Raw genomic sequence first — 16,790 nt, forward strand, 5'->3', positions numbered from 1 at the left:
CTATCTAGTTGCGAAAATTTCGTTTGCGAGCTTGTTTAACCTTTTCAGGCGTAACATCAGTTCCTTCTGGATCAATAACTTGAACGTTTTCAATCGTCTCTCTCATCGAAGAACGAAATGAAGCTAAATACTCCTGGCGCAGTTTTGTTTGCTCCTTAGCCTCTTCAATAGAGAGCCCTGCTGTTTTTGATTTTCTTGAGAGTTCATTAATTCGATTTATCTTTTCTTGAGATAGCATTTGTATTCCTCCGCATCTTTAACATTTCACTATGTAAAAGGTATACAAAAAAAGCAGGAAGCGCAATAATTTAGCCTTCCTGCTCGATTTCATATTCTTTAAAACGGCGGTGCACCGTTGCTTTACTTATGTCGTGCCCAAGACCTTTTAGCACATTTGTAATCTCTTCGAATGTTAACCCCTTATCGCGCAATGAAACAATTTCGCCGACCGGCACTTCGAGTCTTTCGCGACCTTCCGCATTGCCCCGATTTTTCAAGTTGCGTTCGGGACGATACCCGTCACGGACGGCACGCTGCATTCCACGCCTAATTTTCGCGTTGTGTAATTTGCGTTGATATTCCTCAACGATTGCTAGTATTTCAAGCATCATTGTATCCATTTCATTTAATGCGAGCGGCCCCCCGTCGTTATGAGAAAAGATTTCTGTTCCGGTTTTTGCAAGCAGATGCAAAATTGCCATTCGGGCATTACCACGACCAAGTCTTGTTTCATCTTGAACAAGAACGACATCGATACTTTCATCTCTCACAAAATCTAAGAGTTCAAGTAACCCATCACGGTCGATATCAAAACCGCTATGTCGATCCATGAATGTTTCGACGTGGGCGAATTTAAGATCTTTTGCTAATTGCTCCAGTTCCTCTTCCTGCCTAGAGAGGGACATTTCTTGCACTTCTTTTTCAGTGCTCACTCTGCAATATATAACGCATCTTTTCCTTCCTTCTCTCACTCAATCTCCCCCGCAAGTGTCGTGATATCATTGTGATTCAATAGGTTATTCTTCGGTATTTTCAACTCATCGCCGACACGTATTGTCGTCGTTGTAAGATTGTTTAAATTTATAATATCTTTAATCCATTTATCAGCCGGAACACTATTATTTGCGTATTTGACAGAGTAGTCCCACAGCGTGTCACCTTCAGCAACAACCACTTTCTCGAAGGGAACATCTTTTTCCGCTTTATTCAAACCGATCATGGTGAATATAATACAAACTGCAACGACAAGAAGTAAATAACTATTATTTTTTATGAATTGCATATTAATCTCTCCTAGCGAATGTTTGTTCGGAATGCATGTTCTTATAATAAAATAGATTTTTCAATTTGTCAATCTTTTTATAGAACTAACGTTTGTCTTTTATTAGAACGGCTGATATACTAGATTCAATAAGGGAATTCGTGTTCGAGCGTCTAATTTTTCTCAATGCGAAAACTATAATATAGGGGTGATTGAGTTGACAAAGATTTCTAAAAGACAGCAAGCGATTATGGATTTTATCAAGTCTGAAGTGAGTCAGAAAGGATATCCGCCGTCCGTTCGTGAAATTGGAACGGCTGTAGGACTAGCATCCAGCTCGACGGTTCATGGACATTTAGCGCGATTGGAGAGTAAAGGATATATTCGGAGAGATCCAACTAAACCACGTGCCATAGAAGTCTTGGATCCTGAGGGGCTTGAAACATTCAAACCGGGGGTCCTAAATGTCCCTCTAGTAGGGAAAGTCACGGCCGGACTGCCAATTACTGCAATTGAGAATATCGAAGAGTATTTTCCGTTACCAGAAACATTCGGAACACCTGACGATAACATTTTCATGTTGGAAATTGTCGGTGAGAGTATGATAGAAGCTGGAATTTTAAACGGCGACTATGTCGTCGTTAAACAAACGAGCTCAGCACAAAACGGCGAAATTATCGTAGCGATGACCGAAGATGAGGAAGCCACTGTGAAGCGATTCTTTAAAGAGAAAAATTATTTCAGATTACAACCTGAAAACTCTTCAATGGATCCAATTATTGTCGACAACGTATCCGTACTCGGAAAAGTCGTCGGCGTATACCGAAATATCCAGTAATACACATGCAAAAGGAGCTGTCATGAAAACAGCTCCTTTTTTTGTATCAATCAATTAATTTATTCGTTAATAGTTTATCCATTGAGGATAGTACCGCCGCTTTTACATGTTCATATGTTAATCCGCCTTGCACGTATGCCGTGTAAGGCGGCCTGATCGGTCCATCTGCTGTTAACTCGATACTGGAGCCTTGAATGAAAGTGCCGGCAGCCATAATAACGTCGTCCGCATACCCGGGCATATATGACGGTTCCGGTGCATAATGGGCATCGATAGGCGAATTTTCTTGAATTGTTTTGCAGAACTCAATCATTTGCTCGGCATTTCGAAATGATACAGACTGAATTAGGTCCGTTCTTCTATCCGAGTAGTGCGGTGTTGTCACGAGACCATAACTGTCTAGAAGGGCTGCTGTAAAGAGGGCGCCTTTCACCGCTTGGCTAACGATATGAGGTGCCAGGAAGAAACCTTGATACATTTCACGCAACGTATCAAGCGATGCGCCGGCTTCAGCTCCTAGCCCCGGAGACGTCATTCTGTAAGCACATTGTTCGACGAGTTCTTTCACGCCCGCAATATACCCGCCCGTTCTTACGAGACCTCCGCCTGGATTTTTAATAAGCGAGCCTGCCATTAAATCGGCACCTACCTCAGTAGGTTCTTTTTCTTCAACAAATTCTCCGTAGCAATTATCAACAAAAACAATAAGATTCGGGTTAATCGCCTTTACGTTCTGAACCATTTCAGCAATTTCCTCAATCATGAACGATGGTCTATCCGAATAACCTTTAGATCGTTGAATTCCTATCACTTTTGTTTTTTCATGGATATTTTTTTTCACTTCTTCAAAATCCACGCGACCATCTTCCAGTAAATCGATATGTTTATACGATATGCCAAAGTCATGAAGCGAGCCCGTGTCTTTGCCGTTACCTGTTACAATCGAGTCGAGAGTATCATATGGTTTTCCTGTTATGTACAACAATTCGTCACCGGGACGGAGTACACCAAACAAACTAATCGAAATGGCATGGGTCCCTGAAATGATTTGGTTTCGAACCAGGCAGCTTTCCGCCCCGAATGTATCCGCATAAACTCTTTCTAATACATCGCGTCCTTCATCATCATAGCCATATCCTGTCGAGCCGGTTAGATGAAAATCACTGACTCGATTATTTTTGAATGCAGCAAGAACTTTTTTCTGATTGGTAAACGCCACTTTTTCAACCTGCTTAAAATAAGGGGCAAGTTTTTGTTCAATTATTTCTGCCTGCATGTCCAGATTTGTTTCTTCATTTGCTAACATTAATTTTTGCCTCTTTCTTCTTTATGTTGATAGTTTAATTTTATCAGTTTGCAGCACGCGGTCAATGTTCACATAATTTCAATAGTTGTAATTCATCTAAAATCTGATAGTCTAATTTGAAACTACCTGAAATGGAGGAAGTCCGATGGCATGGGATGTATTCAGTTTTATTGGCACATTTGCCTTTGCGATATCCGGAGCAATAATTGCGATGGAAGAAGAATATGATTTATTAGGAGTTTATATACTCGGTGTTGTTACGGCTTTTGGCGGTGGAGCGCTACGGAACTTGTTAATCGGGCTTCCCTCGTCTGCATTATGGGAACAAGGTTTTCTATTCCAAGTGGCGATTGCGTCGATTACAATTATTTTTTTATTTCCAAATAACTTGATTATCCATTGGGAACGGTGGGGTACTTATTTTGATGCGGTTGGTTTATCGGCCTTTGCGATACAGGGTGCCATGTTTGCTGTTTCATTGGAACTCCCGCTTAGTGCGATCATTGTGGCAGCCGTTCTGACGGGTTCCGGAGGCGGAATTATTCGCGATTTACTAGCCGGAAGACGGCCACTTGTCTTTAAAAGAGAAATCTACGCTGTTTGGGCAGCAGGCGCCGGTTTATTAATCGGACTCGGCATCTTTAAAGGAGACATAGCGCTTTATATTTTGCTAGTCATCATTACAGGACTTCGAATATTATCATTAATCTTCCACTGGAGCCTGCCACTACGCAAAATCACAACAGTACAAGAAAAAAACGGAACCAGGCTATGAGTGCCTGTTCCGTTTTTTTCATTCTTCTAGGTCCATTGTAATCATTTTTGCCGGTACATAAGTTGAGATTGCGTGTTTATAAATGAGTTGCTGCTTTCCTTCGGTTTCAAGCAGGACTGTATAATTATCGTACGATTTGATAAGTCCTTTCAATTGGAAGCCATTCATTAAAAAAACCGTTACGGAAATATTATTCTTGCGCAATGAATTTAAAAAAACGTCCTGCATTTTACCTTGTTTCATAAAATTGCCCCTCCTGTGTTGTCATAACTTTTCTCTACTACCTACATTCTCTTTACCTGGACTAAAACCCTTTAAAACATTAATAATTTCTTTCACTTGTTCGTCTGTTCTCTTTGCCCCGTCAACCCAATTGATCGCTAATTTATTTTTGAAATAAGTCATTTGCCGTTTCGCATAATTCCGAGAGTTTTTCTTAATTAATTCAATCGCGACATCCAATGGGATCTTTCCTTCAATATACTGATGAAGTTCCTTATAACCGATGGCTTGTACCGATTGCATATTACGGATTCCCGCGTTCCATAATGCTTCTGCTTCCTGCAAAAATCCTTTTTCCATCATCTGGTCAACTCTTCTGTCAATCCGGTCGTATAGCAGTTCACGCTCCATTTCCAATCCAATTAGCAAATGATTATACATCGCATTTCTCCCGACATTTTGTTCGTGTTCGCCTTTGGTCTTTCCCGTCACTTCAATAATTTCAAGCGCGCGAATGATTCGGCGGTGATTGTTTGGGTGAATTTTTTTCGCATCGATTGGATCTAGTTGTTCAAGACGTTGATATAGAAGTTCGGGACCGATTTCATCGAGTTCTTTTTCCAATCGATTTCGAACTTCCATATCTGATGCCTCATCAGTAAACCGAAAATCATATAATACCGATTGTACATAGAGTCCCGTGCCTCCTACGATAATCGGCAACTTTCCACGGTTTTGAATTTCAGATACCTGTTCACGGACTGCGGCTTGGTATTGTGCAACAGAAAAATTTTCATCTGCGTCGATAATGTCGAATAAGTGATGAGGAACGCCTTCCATTTCAGCGGTTGTGATTTTCGCAGTTCCAATATCGAGTCCTTTGTACACCTGCATTGAATCGCCGTTAATAATTTCAGCATCTAATAACTTGGCCAACGTAACACTGAGCGCGGTTTTCCCAGATGCCGTCGGACCGACAATCGCGAGCACATCTAAATTTGCAGTCATCGTTTTTGCATCCATTCCAGCACCGCCTCTAGAACATGAACTTGAGATGGATCGTTCAACAACTCGTGCCGCCCTTCTTCAAATAACAACACAGTAACATCTTCAATGTTCGCATCATCATACTGCCGCGCTACTTTCCATACCGCTTTCCCGTAATTTCCTACTGGATCGTCAACCCCGGAAAAAAGCAAAATTGGCAATGTCTTCGGTATGTTTGCGATTTCTTTCTTCCGATGGATTAACCCGAGTCCGTTAAATAAGTCGATAAAAAATTGGGTGGTTGGAATAAAGCCGCATTTTTCATCAAGCAAGTATTCAGATACATGTTCTTCATTTTTTGACAGCCAGTCGAATTTTGTTTGCGGATCATCAATTTTTTTATTGAATGAACCGAAAACAAGCGAATCTAACAGGTGATTCCGTTCTGTATAACCTTTTCTTTTTCCCGCGAGATGTGCACATGCTAGCCCGCCATATCTGGCAATACCTGAATCATCCCCAGTTCCGGATAAGATAGCAAGATCGACGCCATCCCCGTGCAGTTGAATATAGCGGCGCACGATAAATGAACCCATACTATGTCCTAATAGGATAAATTTTGAAGTGATGTGCATGGTTCTAATATGTGAGATCGCTTCATGCGCATCTTGGACAACCCGATTAAAACCATCATTTTCTGCAAAGTATCCTTTCATGCCGTTCAATAATGCGGTGCGTCCATGCCCACGGTGATCATGTCCGGAAACAATAAAACCTTGCTCACAGAAAAAGTTAATCGCAAATTCATAGCGGCCAATATGTTCTGCCATCCCGTGAAGGAGATGAATATGCCCAATCGGCCTGGCGGTTGGTTCTTTAATAAAAGCGTAAAGCTTGAACCCATCCGACATTTCAAGTGTTAGTTCCTGCAATTTTCAACACCGCCCCTTTGACTTACTGTAATGATCTCTCTCTCTACATGACTCTTTTAAACATTTTTTCGATTTCATACGTCGTAAAATGAATGAGGACAGGTCGCCCATGCGGACAAGTAAATGGATTTTCTGCTTCTGATAAATCATTCAATAACCTTTCCATATCTGCCATCGTTAAATGATGATTCGCCTTGATTGACCGTTTACAACTCATCATAATCGCTGCTTCCTCGCGCAACTTTCCGATATCGATTCTTCTTGAGTTCAATACTTGTTCAATGATTTCTTCAATGATTTTTGTTTCTTCACCGGCTGGGAACCAGGTTGGAAATTCACGAACAATGTATGAAGTTTGCCCAAATTCTTCCAAGTATATTCCTACATCTTCAAGGAGTCTTCTACCTTCTTCAATTCTTGTTTTTTCATCAACAGAATAATGAAAAGTAAGTGGAACTAAAAGAAGCTGCCGTTCTTTATTTTCTGCTTCTTTTAATTTATCCCTAAAATATTCATATTTAATACGTTCTTGTGCCGCATGCTGATCAATCATAAAAAATCCGTCTTCATTCTGAGCAATAATATACGTTCCATGCACTTGTCCGACGGGAAATAATGTCGGAAACGCCGGTTCGACTTTTGTTTCGGTCACTTCCTCCGCAGGAAGGGGCTCGTTAACAGCCCAATCGGATTCCTGACCGGTTTGTTCGTCTTTTTCATATAAAGGGGACGGCTCGTTCATCGGCTGTTGTACGGGCATTCTGACCTTCTCGGCAGGCGGTTCCTGACGCGGAGGCCTTTCCCAAAACTTGACTTGTTCAGAAGGTTTTTTGGGAACCGTTTCTTTCTTCGTGACTCCGGGCACAAGTACATTTTTCTGAATCGCATTTTGAATTGATTCTTTAATAAGTGTAAGCAGTTCGCCTTCTTTACTCATACGGATTTGTTGTTTCGACGGATGGACGTTCACATCTGTTAGAAATGGATCCCCTTCGACATTAATAACCGCAATCGGAAATCTCCCGATAGGTAAAAATGTATGAAAAGCATCAAGCACTGCACGGTTAATCGCATGACTTTGAATCCAACGCCCGTTTACAATGGTCGTCATATAATTTCGCGATGCACGCGTCATTTCAGGCAATGAAACATATCCATGCACCGCGTAATCTGCGTTCTCTCCCTTAAATGGAACCATTTTTCGAGCTGCGGAGATTCCGTAAATATCTGCTAGGACGCGCAACTGATTGCCGCTTCCAGAAGTTTGTAATAGTGATTGACTGTAATGTGTTAATTTGAAAGCGATATGGGGATGGCTTAGCGCCAATCGATTCACTAATCCAATTGTATGGCCAAGTTCCGTTTGTATTGTTTTCATATATTTAAGGCGAGCTGGCGTATTGAAAAATAATTGCGAAACAGTGATGTCCGTTCCTTTTCGGTAAGCTGCATTGTCATGTTTCACAAGTTTTCCGCCGTCGATAAAGACTTCCGTTCCAGTACTTTCTCCGTCCGATGTCCATAATTCAATTTTCGATACGGAAGCGATACTGGCTAATGCTTCCCCGCGAAAACCAAGCGTGCGAATGCGAAAAAGGTCATGTTCATTATCGATTTTGCTCGTTGCGTGGCGTTCAAAAGCTCGGACTGCATCTTGGTTTGACATGCCTTTGCCGTTATCGGTTACCCTGATTTTTGTTAGTCCCGCCTCTTCCAATGCAACTTCTATGACAGTGCTCCCCGCGTCTATCGAATTTTCGACGAGTTCTTTTACGATTGATGCGGGTCTTTCAACTACTTCCCCCGCCGCAATTTTATTCGATAATGCATCGTCCATTACTTTTATTATATTCACGTCATTCACCCTTTCGCTGAGCGGAGTTTCTCTTTCAGTTCAAAGACATACTGCAAGGCGTTTAGTGGTGTCATGTTAAGTAAATCAGTTTCTTCTAAACTTTCCAGGACCTCTTTTTCCTCATCAGACATTGCATTCTGTTCAACTTCGCCGATGTCGAAAAACGCCATTTGTTGGGGTTCATTTAAACCGGCCGGTATTTTTTCTTTATTTTCAAATGTTTGCAACAGCTCTTTTGCACGGGCTAATAAAGGTGTTGGCAAACCCGCAAGATCCGCAACATAAATGCCGTAACTTTTATCTGCGGCTCCTTTCATGACCTTATGGAGGAAAACTACTTTGCCGTCTTGTTCCATCGCTGCGACATGTACGTTTTCCAGTCTTGAAAGTTTTGTGTCTAGCATCGTCAATTCGTGATAGTGGGTCGAGAATAATGTATTCGCTCCAATTTCATCATGAATATATTCCATCATGGCCTGAGCTAAAGACATTCCATCATACGTCGACGTACCTCTCCCGATTTCATCGAAGAGCAGAAGACTATTCTCAGTTGCATTGGCAATGGCATGTTGGGATTCCATCATTTCCATCATGAATGTACTTTGGCCGGATGCCAGATCATCAGCAGCACCGATACGTGTAAAAATCTGGTCTGTAACCGGGAGCACCGCGCTATCACAAGGAACGTAACAACCGATTTGCGCCATCACGACAGTGAGTGCAACTTGACGCATATAGGTGCTTTTTCCCGACATATTCGGTCCTGTGATGAGAAGCATATTCGCATCTTCAGGCAACACGCAATTATTTGGAACATAGAGCGAATGGTCCATCATTTTTTCAACAACTGGGTGACGGCCATTTTTTATTTGCAGTCCTTTACTTGCATGGAAAGTCGGCTTCACGTAATTTTGTTTTTCTGCGACTGTCGCAAATGATAACAGAACGTCAAGCTCACTCAATATGGAAGCTAAGCGTTGAACTTGTCTAATATGCGTCTTCATCGACTCCCGGACTGAACTGAATAAATCATATTCTAGTTCTAATCCATCTGCTTCGGCATTTAAGATTAAATCTTCTTTCTCTTTCAATTCAGGCGTTATATAGCGCTCCGCATTTGCAAGTGTCTGTTTGCGTTCATATCGATCATTATCTGCCAAATGGATATTCGATTTCGTAATTTCAATATAATATCCAAAAACACGATTATAACCGATCTTCAAGTTTTTTATGCCTGTTCGTTCGCGCTCTTCTTGTTCGAGTTCTGCTAACCACTCTTTTCCGTTTCTGGCGGCATCTCTGTATGTATCGAGTTTTTCATCATAACCATCTTTGATGACGCCGCCTTCTTTTACAGAAATCGGCGGATGTTCCGCGATTGACTTTTCCAGTATGTCTCTGGCTTCTTGGCAAACATCAATTTTTTTCGCGAATTGCGTAAGATGCTTTTTGCCCGAATTGGCGAGTGCAACTTTTAAGTCGGGAACTTGTCGCAAAGAATTTCGGAGTTGGGCAAGATCTCGACCGTTTGCAGAACCCATTGATATTCGGCCTGCTAATCTTTCAAGATCATATACTTCGCGCAAGTTTGTTTTCAGTTCATCACTTAAAAAGAAATCCTCTACTAATTCGGTCACCGTGTCGAGTCGATTTTCGATTTTCACTTGATCAGCAAGCGGTTGGTGAATCCACATTTTCAGCTTACGCGCGCCCATCGCGGTCACAGTTTCATCGAGCAGCCAATAAAGCGTGCCCTCTTTCGTCCCGTTTCGGATAGATTGAACGAGTTCTAAATTTCGCATTGAATTCGCATCGATGGATAGTTTTGCATGTTTTTCAATAAAATCAAAAGGCCGGATATGTTCAAGCGACGATTTTTGCGTCCGTTTCACATACGAGATAAGGTTATCGCAAGCTTCCGCTACATCTTCCGGAATATTATCTTGCCTGTTGAGGGCGTCCTTGCTGTATTCTATTGATAATGTGATATTTCTTTTTGCCATACTGTCGCTTAATGCGATATGCAGTCCTTCAGCAACCACCACTTCTTTCATGCCAAGAGCATCAATTTCAGAGATTAACGTGCGTTCATCACCTTCGACGTATTGAACTTTCCCTTCCCCGGTCGATAAATCTAAATAAGCAAGAGCATATTTCCCATTGGCAATGATAGCTGCTGAACCAATAAAATGATTTGTATTTGTATCTATGCTTTTACCTTCTGTCATCGTTCCCGGTGTTACAATTCGAACGACTTCTCGTCGAACAATTCCTTTTGCTTCGCGTGGATCCTCTGTTTGTTCGCAAATCGCCACTTTGTATCCTTTTCGGACAAGCGTTTCAATATACCCTTCTGCCGAATGATACGGCACGCCGCACATCGGAATACGGTCGCCTCTCGTCGCGTCCCGGCTTGTTAATGTAATTTCGAGTATCTGAGCGGCTTCCGTCGCATCGGTAAAGAATAATTCATAAAAGTCGCCTAATCTAAAGAACAAGAAAGCATCTTCATGTTCTGATTTTATTTTTAAATATTGCTGAATCATCGGTGTGTAAGCTGTCATTATGTACCCTCACTATTACTTTATGTTTTATTCATTATATCAAAGTTTAATGTAATACGAAAAAAAGCCGGGATATTATTCCCGACTCGATTAATTCGCCTTGGCGCAATTGAACCGATACGATGCTTTCATTAGTAGAAAACATGATTTAGAACGGTGATGAATCTTTTCCTTTTTTATGTTCTTGTTCGCCATGACCATGACCGTGTCCATGTCTATGGCTAGAGGATGACGATTCATCTCGGTTTGGCCATTCCTCTTCAAAAGTGTGCGGATGGACGGTTACGCAAACTTTAGTTTCGCCCACGACTTCCGCGACCAATTCACGTTCAACGCAAATAACAAATTTTTCTCCACACTCGGAAATAATTGCTTCTGTACAATTTGGGTGTTGTATGACATCGACGATTACCTCTTCAACTCTAGATGTCGGTTCATCCCGATAATGTAATCGAATACGGTCTTTATACGGAATTGTTTCCGTGAACACCGAAGTTTTCGAATGATTATTATGGGAATACCAAACATTTATATCGAACTTGCCAGAGACTTCAACGTATTTACCTGCTTTTTTTGCTTGATGAGTGTGATTGATAACCCAGCAGCCAAGTATGCTAGTCGGCTTGTTTGGCGGACATAGAATTTCTTTTGAATCGGTCCTTTCCTTTCCTTTTGCAACGATCGCCTTCGTCACGATTTGTCGTAAATTCTTCAGTTCTCTTCCTCCTCCATTCGCTTCAGTTTATCTTATGCGACAGGAGCCTAGAGAGTGAAAAAATCGACAGGAAATTAATCCCGCCGATCTATATTATTTAATACTAATTGTTGTAAGTTGTGTTTTTAACGTATGAACCAGTTTCGCCGCGAAGCAAATCTCCGTCAGTTGACTTGATCACTTCATTTGTCACGCCGTTTGCAATTGTTGTCGAGACAAGTTGCAGTAAATCATTTACTTCACCTTGTGATTGTTTGAACTCTTGAACGATTGGAACCGTATCGATATCTTCTTGAATTTTATCAATTTTGCCTTCGATAATTTCCAACGCTCTTTCTTTTCCGTACTGTTGGAAGTTGACAGCTTGCTTTTGCAATGACTTTAAGCTTGCAATACTTTCACGTATTTTCTGATTTTCATTGATTTGAGCTTCTGCGCGTTTGAAAAAGTCTACTTCCTCCGTGTTGGCAATCATCAATGCAATTTCATTCGCTTTAGCGATAATTTCATCTTTAGTATATTTTTTTTCCATTATAATACGACCTCTTTCTTTTCTGCAACGCCGATAAATTCGCCGTCGAGCGACCATGTTTTCGCATCGGTTATTTTTACATGGACAAGTTTTCCGATTACATCCTTTGGCGCTCTGAAGTTAACTAGTTTGTTCTTTCTAGTGTAACCGGAAAGAACTTCGTCATTTCGTTTACTTTCGCCTTCTACGAGAACTTCCACAATTTGACCTTCAAATTGCTTCATGGCTTTCAAAGAATATTCGTTAACAAGTTTGTTTAATCGTTGAAGTCTATCTTTCTTCACTTCCATCGGGATATTATCCGCCATTTTCTCAGCAGGCGTGCCATCACGTGGAGAATAAATATACGTATACGCTGTTTCAAAACCGACTTCTTCGTATAATGTCATTGTTTCCTCAAATTGTTCGTCGGTCTCATTTGGGAATCCGACGATTATATCTGTCGTTAATGACACATCAGGCATTGCGGTTTTTATTTTACGGGCGAGTTCTAGAAATTCTTCTCGCGAATAAATTCTACCCATGATTTTCAAGATCGATGTAGAACCCGATTGAACCGGCAGATGGATATGTTCGACGAGGTTTCCGCCTTTTGCCAGCACTTCGATTAAATGATCATCGAAATCTCTTGGGTGACTTGTCGTAAAGCGGACGCGCGGAATATCGATTTTACGTAAATCATCCATCAAATCGCCGAAACGATAATCCAGATCTTCAAAATCTTTTCCATAAGCATTCACGTTTTGTCCAAGGAGTGTAATTTCTTTATACCCTTGGGCGGCGAGTTGTCGAATCTCTTGAATGATATCCCCGGGTCTCCGACTGCGCTCTTTTCCTCTTGTATACGGCACGATGCAATATGTACAAAACTTATCGCAACCATACATAATGTTCACCCATGCTTTAATCTCGCCGTGACGAACCTTTGGAAGGTTTTCAATAATATCGCCTTCTTTAGACCACACTTCGATAACCATTTCTTTTGACATATACGCTTCATGTAAAATGTTTGGCAATCTATGAATATTGTGCGTGCCGAAAATCATGTCGACTTGGTCATAGGTTTGCAGTATTTTATTGACGACGGATTCTTCCTGCGACATGCAACCGCAAACACCGATTAAGATATCTGGATTGCGTTGTTTAAGCGGCTTTAAATGACCGAGCTCCCCGAACACTTTGTTTTCAGCGTTTTCACGAATGGCACATGTGTTTAACAAAATAATGTTCGCATCTTCGACTGTTTCGGTCGCTTCATAACCGAGGGCTGTAAATATACCCGCCATTACTTCTGTGTCGTGTTCGTTCATTTGGCAGCCGTATGTCCGGATATAAAACTTTCTGCCATTGCCCATATTTTGAAAGCGTTCTTCTATTTCAAAGTCATCAAAATACACGACTTCTTCCCCGCCGCGTCTTCTCGCTTTTTTCAAGTTAGGCGGCTTATAGACTGATTGGAAATATTGACTATAATCTTTTTCATTCTTTTCTTCTTTATTTACTAAGCCCGACTTAATCTGCCCGGCACTTATGCGCTGTTCTTCATTCATAAATTTGAATCCCCTTTCCGACAGTTTCTCGGGAACGATTTCATACGTACCTTATTATACTTAAATTGGAGCCGAGTGTACAAGGAGAGGATTAATTGTTGGCATTTTGTCGATTGTTTGTCACAGTTTTACATTGTCTATTTCCAATTAAAAAAACTACGGAGATTTAATTATCCCCGTAGTTTTTCATTACATATCGTTTTGTGTTGCCCCACGCGCTCGCTTTTCCACGAGCAACTTCAATGCCGTCCGTCCCTCACCATTAATCATGATATCGGTGAATGCTGGCGCACAGGTAAGATCAGATCCACTTGGCGCGACAAACCCCCGTGCAATCGCAATTGCTTTCACTGCTTGATTGAGTGCACCCGCTCCTACAGCTTGCATTTCCGCATACCCTTGTTCTCGGATGACTGCAACGAGCGCACCAGCAACTGAATTTGGATTCGAGCGAGATGAGACTTTCAATGGGTTCACCATTATTCCTCCTTATTTTCCGATGTCTATGGAACGGATACGTCCATAGCCCATACTATGAGAAAAAGGATTCGTTTAGACTCAACTTAGCTTTCGAATGGTTTATCATCGTTAATCATGATGCGTTCAACATGAATCGCTTTCCCCGTTTTATCATCCAGTTCAACGTATAAACCGTTTAATTGAACGCGTCCATTTTTCGGCACTTCGAATCGCACCGGCATATTTGTTTGAAAACGGTAGATGACATCTTCTTTTTTCATGCCGAGAATTTCATCGTACGGTCCTGTCATGCCCGCATCTGTCAAATAGGCGGTTCCTTTAGGAAGAATCCGTTCATCCGCTGTCTGGACATGCGTGTGCGTTCCTACGACGGCTGATGCACGCCCATCGAGATGCCACCCCATCGCGATTTTCTCGCTCGTAGCTTCTGCATGGAAATCGACAAAAACAAGCGGTGAAATTTCATGTGCTTCGTCCAGTAGTTCATCAGCTTTTGCAAACGGATCTCCATGGGGCGGCAAAAATGTTCTTCCGTGCAAATTAATCACGGATAACGAAACGCCGTTTCGTGAAATCGTCGTCATTCCGCGACCCGGTGCTTCATCCGAAAAATTAGCCGGGCGAATTAAATAATCAGTCTCATCAATGAAATCATAAATTTCTTTTTGATCCCAAGTATGGTTTCCCATCGTTACAACGTCGACGCCAGCGCGCAGCATATCATCAAAAATCGCCTTTGTGATTCCTCGGCCAGCTGCTGCATTTTCTCCGTTCGCAATGACGACATCTGGATTGTATTTGCGTTTTAGTCTCGGTAAATAGCGGTACACCATATCTCGCCCAAGCGATCCGACAATATCACCAATAAATACGATCTTCATTAAAAAAACCTCTTTCTTTTTGGGTGGTTAAAATGAAAAAAGGCTTCGGGACTGTAATTCCCGGAAGCCTTTTATCATCATTTTGCGTAGTCAACCGCGCGCGTTTCACGAATGACCGTTACCTTTATATGACCCGGATAATCAAGTTCTTCTTCAATTCGTTTTCGAATATCCCTAGCGAGACGATGCGCTGTAATGTCATCAATCTGATCTGGACGAACGATAATCCGCACTTCGCGACCTGCTTGAATGGCAAATGATTTTTCTACGCCTTCGTATGATTCCGATATTTCTTCGAGTTTTTGCAAACGTCGAATGTAGTTTTCTAATGTTTCACTGCGTGCACCCGGTCTCGCTGCAGACAAAGCATCTGCTGCCGCGACGAGTACTGCGATAACCGATGTCGCTTCCGTATCTCCGTGATGGGATGCGATACTGTTAATGACGACCGGATGTTCTTTGTATTTCGTTGCGAGCTCCACGCCGATTTCGACATGACTACCTTCAACTTCATGGTCAATCGCTTTTCCAATATCATGAAGGAGTCCCGCACGTCTTGCAAGTGTAACGTCTTCTCCAAGTTCTGCCGCTAAGAGCCCCGTTAGGTATGCAACTTCTGTAGAATGCTTTAGAACATTTTGTCCATAGCTAGTTCTGAAGCGCAGTCTTCCAAGAATCTTTATTAAATCTGGATGAAGATTATGAACACCGATATCAAAGGTTGTCTGCTCTCCCGTTTCACGAATGAGTTCATCCACTTCGCGTCTTGACTTGTCAACCATTTCTTCAATACGCGCTGGGTGGATTCGTCCATCCTGCACAAGTTTTTCAAGTGCGAGGCGAGCAGTTTCTCGACGAACTGGGTCAAATCCTGATAAGACGACCGCTTCCGGTGTATCATCAATTATAAGATCAATTCCTGTAAGTGTTTCAAGCGTCCGGATGTTACGTCCTTCACGACCAATGATTCGGCCTTTCATTTCATCATTCGGCAAGTTTACTACGGATACTGTCGTTTCGGTAACATGATCTGCTGCGAAACGTTGTAATGCGATAGAAAGTATTTCACGTGCTTTTTTGTCTGATTCTTCTTTTGCTTGCAGCTCTGACTCTTTTGTCATAACGGCGATATCTGTTGCGAGTTCTTTTTCTACTTCTGATAGAATCACTTGTTTTGCTTCTTCTCGCGTTAGTGATGATATTCTTTCTAGTTCCGTTTGTTGAACGGTCACTAGTTCTTCCGCCTTGCGTTCCATCTGTTCAATATGCTGTTGTCTTCCTGTAAGCGCCTCTTCTTTGCGCTCCAGACCCGCTTCTCTTTTGTTGAGAGCATTATCTTTACGGTCGAGATGTTCCTCCCGCTGCAAATGACGATTTTCTTGTTTTTGCAATTCCGACCGTCGTTCGCGGATTTCAGCTTCCGCTTCAATTCTCAGTTTGTGAGTTTCATCTTTCGCTTCCAGTAGTGCCTCTCTTTTCATAGCCTCCGCTTCACGCTTGGCCTCCTCGACAATTGTTTCTGCCGAGTATTTGGCACCTGTCACTTTTGATTTGTTCACTTGCCTATTAACAAAATAGATAACAAGAGCACCGACGAAGAAACCGAGCAAAGCGGAGATGATTATTTCTACCATCCTGGTCACCTCCTAATTGCTATTCTTTTCATTTTCAGTCGGCTCGTATATCAACGTACAACATACTGCCTAAATAATCTTTTGGGGTAAAAGGTATACAGTTCTAATTGTATCTTTGTAAAAATCGCATGTCAAGGATACACAAGTACCGTCATGACGATTAATTTAGAATTTAGTACGTTCAGGAAGAAAATATTGGGAATACACAGGCTTTGTTGCGAAGTGGTGCGGAAAATGGTTCTTTGGTGTGTGGGATCT

The 16,790-nt window shown here is 41.9% G+C and carries 17 protein-coding genes; 2 read left to right on the forward strand and 15 right to left on the reverse strand.

Annotated elements, in window-relative coordinates; all coding sequences use genetic code 11:
* Window positions 1–4: 4 nt before the first annotated feature.
* The 3 genes from G8782_RS04245 to yneA all read right to left on the reverse strand — a co-directional run bounded on the left by G8782_RS04245 (window position 5) and on the right by yneA (window position 1,282).
* Entirely contained in the window at window positions 5–238 is a 234-nt protein-coding gene (locus tag G8782_RS04245; RefSeq protein WP_172369644.1) for a DUF896 domain-containing protein, read from the reverse strand.
* A gap of 70 nt (window positions 239–308) precedes the next feature.
* Window positions 309–971: a YneB family resolvase-like protein gene (locus tag G8782_RS04250; RefSeq protein WP_343034948.1), complete on the reverse strand. Its 663-nt coding sequence runs from the start codon at window positions 969–971 to the stop codon at window positions 309–311.
* Window positions 968–1,282 (reverse strand): cell division suppressor protein YneA, encoded by a 315-nt coding sequence (gene yneA / locus G8782_RS04255; protein WP_172369645.1) that lies wholly within the window; start codon window positions 1,280–1,282, stop codon window positions 968–970. The genes G8782_RS04250 and yneA overlap by 4 nt, the downstream gene beginning before the upstream one ends.
* A 196-nt stretch (window positions 1,283–1,478) precedes the next feature.
* On the opposite strand from yneA, the gene lexA reads away from it, so the two are divergent.
* Complete coding sequence (lexA, locus tag G8782_RS04260; RefSeq protein WP_172369646.1) at window positions 1,479–2,099, forward strand: transcriptional repressor LexA; 621 nt, start codon at window positions 1,479–1,481, stop codon at window positions 2,097–2,099.
* A gap of 46 nt (window positions 2,100–2,145) precedes the next feature.
* On the opposite strand, the gene G8782_RS04265 is transcribed toward lexA, so the two are convergent.
* The gene (locus G8782_RS04265) at window positions 2,146–3,375 is read right to left on the reverse strand and encodes a methionine gamma-lyase family protein (RefSeq protein ID WP_425505478.1); all 1,230 of its coding nucleotides are present in this window, start codon (window positions 3,373–3,375) and stop codon (window positions 2,146–2,148) included.
* 175 nt (window positions 3,376–3,550) lie between these two features.
* Between G8782_RS04265 and G8782_RS04270 the strand changes: the two genes are divergently transcribed.
* Window positions 3,551–4,180 carry a trimeric intracellular cation channel family protein gene (locus G8782_RS04270; protein ID WP_172369648.1) on the forward strand — a complete coding sequence of 210 codons (630 nt, stop codon included), beginning with the start codon at window positions 3,551–3,553 and terminating at the stop codon, window positions 4,178–4,180.
* 18 nt (window positions 4,181–4,198) lie between these two features.
* Here the strand turns inward: G8782_RS04270 and hfq are convergent, their stop codons facing one another.
* From hfq to rny, 11 genes are all read right to left on the reverse strand, one after another.
* Window positions 4,199–4,423 carry an RNA chaperone Hfq gene (gene hfq, locus G8782_RS04275; RefSeq protein WP_172369649.1) on the reverse strand — a complete coding sequence of 75 codons (225 nt, stop codon included), beginning with the start codon at window positions 4,421–4,423 and terminating at the stop codon, window positions 4,199–4,201.
* A gap of 21 nt (window positions 4,424–4,444) precedes the next feature.
* The gene (gene miaA / locus G8782_RS04280; protein ID WP_246231540.1) at window positions 4,445–5,425 is read right to left on the reverse strand and encodes a tRNA (adenosine(37)-N6)-dimethylallyltransferase MiaA; all 981 of its coding nucleotides are present in this window, start codon (window positions 5,423–5,425) and stop codon (window positions 4,445–4,447) included.
* Window positions 5,407–6,321: an alpha/beta fold hydrolase gene (locus tag G8782_RS04285; RefSeq protein ID WP_246231541.1), complete on the reverse strand. Its 915-nt coding sequence runs from the start codon at window positions 6,319–6,321 to the stop codon at window positions 5,407–5,409. Before G8782_RS04285 ends, miaA begins: the two co-directional genes overlap by 19 nt.
* 43 nt (window positions 6,322–6,364) lie before the next feature.
* A complete protein-coding gene (gene mutL, locus G8782_RS04290) occupies window positions 6,365–8,176 on the reverse strand; it encodes a DNA mismatch repair endonuclease MutL (RefSeq protein WP_172369650.1) in 1,812 nt (603 codons plus the stop codon).
* Window positions 8,177–8,181: 5 nt separating this feature from the next.
* Complete coding sequence (gene mutS / locus G8782_RS04295; RefSeq protein ID WP_172369651.1) at window positions 8,182–10,740, reverse strand: DNA mismatch repair protein MutS; 2,559 nt, start codon at window positions 10,738–10,740, stop codon at window positions 8,182–8,184.
* A gap of 148 nt (window positions 10,741–10,888) precedes the next feature.
* A complete protein-coding gene (cotE, locus tag G8782_RS04300; RefSeq protein WP_172370216.1) occupies window positions 10,889–11,455 on the reverse strand; it encodes an outer spore coat protein CotE in 567 nt (188 codons plus the stop codon).
* Window positions 11,456–11,558: 103 nt separating this feature from the next.
* Window positions 11,559–11,987: a YlbF/YmcA family competence regulator gene (locus tag G8782_RS04305; protein ID WP_172369652.1), complete on the reverse strand. Its 429-nt coding sequence runs from the start codon at window positions 11,985–11,987 to the stop codon at window positions 11,559–11,561.
* Window positions 11,987–13,537: a tRNA (N6-isopentenyl adenosine(37)-C2)-methylthiotransferase MiaB gene (miaB, locus tag G8782_RS04310; protein WP_172369653.1), complete on the reverse strand. Its 1,551-nt coding sequence runs from the start codon at window positions 13,535–13,537 to the stop codon at window positions 11,987–11,989. The genes G8782_RS04305 and miaB overlap by 1 nt, the downstream gene beginning before the upstream one ends.
* A gap of 189 nt (window positions 13,538–13,726) precedes the next feature.
* Window positions 13,727–14,014: a stage V sporulation protein S gene (locus G8782_RS04315; RefSeq protein WP_172369654.1), complete on the reverse strand. Its 288-nt coding sequence runs from the start codon at window positions 14,012–14,014 to the stop codon at window positions 13,727–13,729.
* Window positions 14,015–14,100: 86 nt separating this feature from the next.
* Window positions 14,101–14,898: a TIGR00282 family metallophosphoesterase gene (locus tag G8782_RS04320; protein ID WP_172369655.1), complete on the reverse strand. Its 798-nt coding sequence runs from the start codon at window positions 14,896–14,898 to the stop codon at window positions 14,101–14,103.
* 77 nt (window positions 14,899–14,975) lie between these two features.
* The gene (gene rny / locus G8782_RS04325) at window positions 14,976–16,532 is read right to left on the reverse strand and encodes a ribonuclease Y (protein WP_172369656.1); all 1,557 of its coding nucleotides are present in this window, start codon (window positions 16,530–16,532) and stop codon (window positions 14,976–14,978) included.
* Window positions 16,533–16,790: the final 258 nt, after the last annotated feature.

The organism is Sporosarcina jiandibaonis (genome assembly GCF_013184495.1).
Classification (GTDB): Bacteria; Bacillota; Bacilli; order Bacillales_A; family Planococcaceae; genus Sporosarcina; species Sporosarcina jiandibaonis.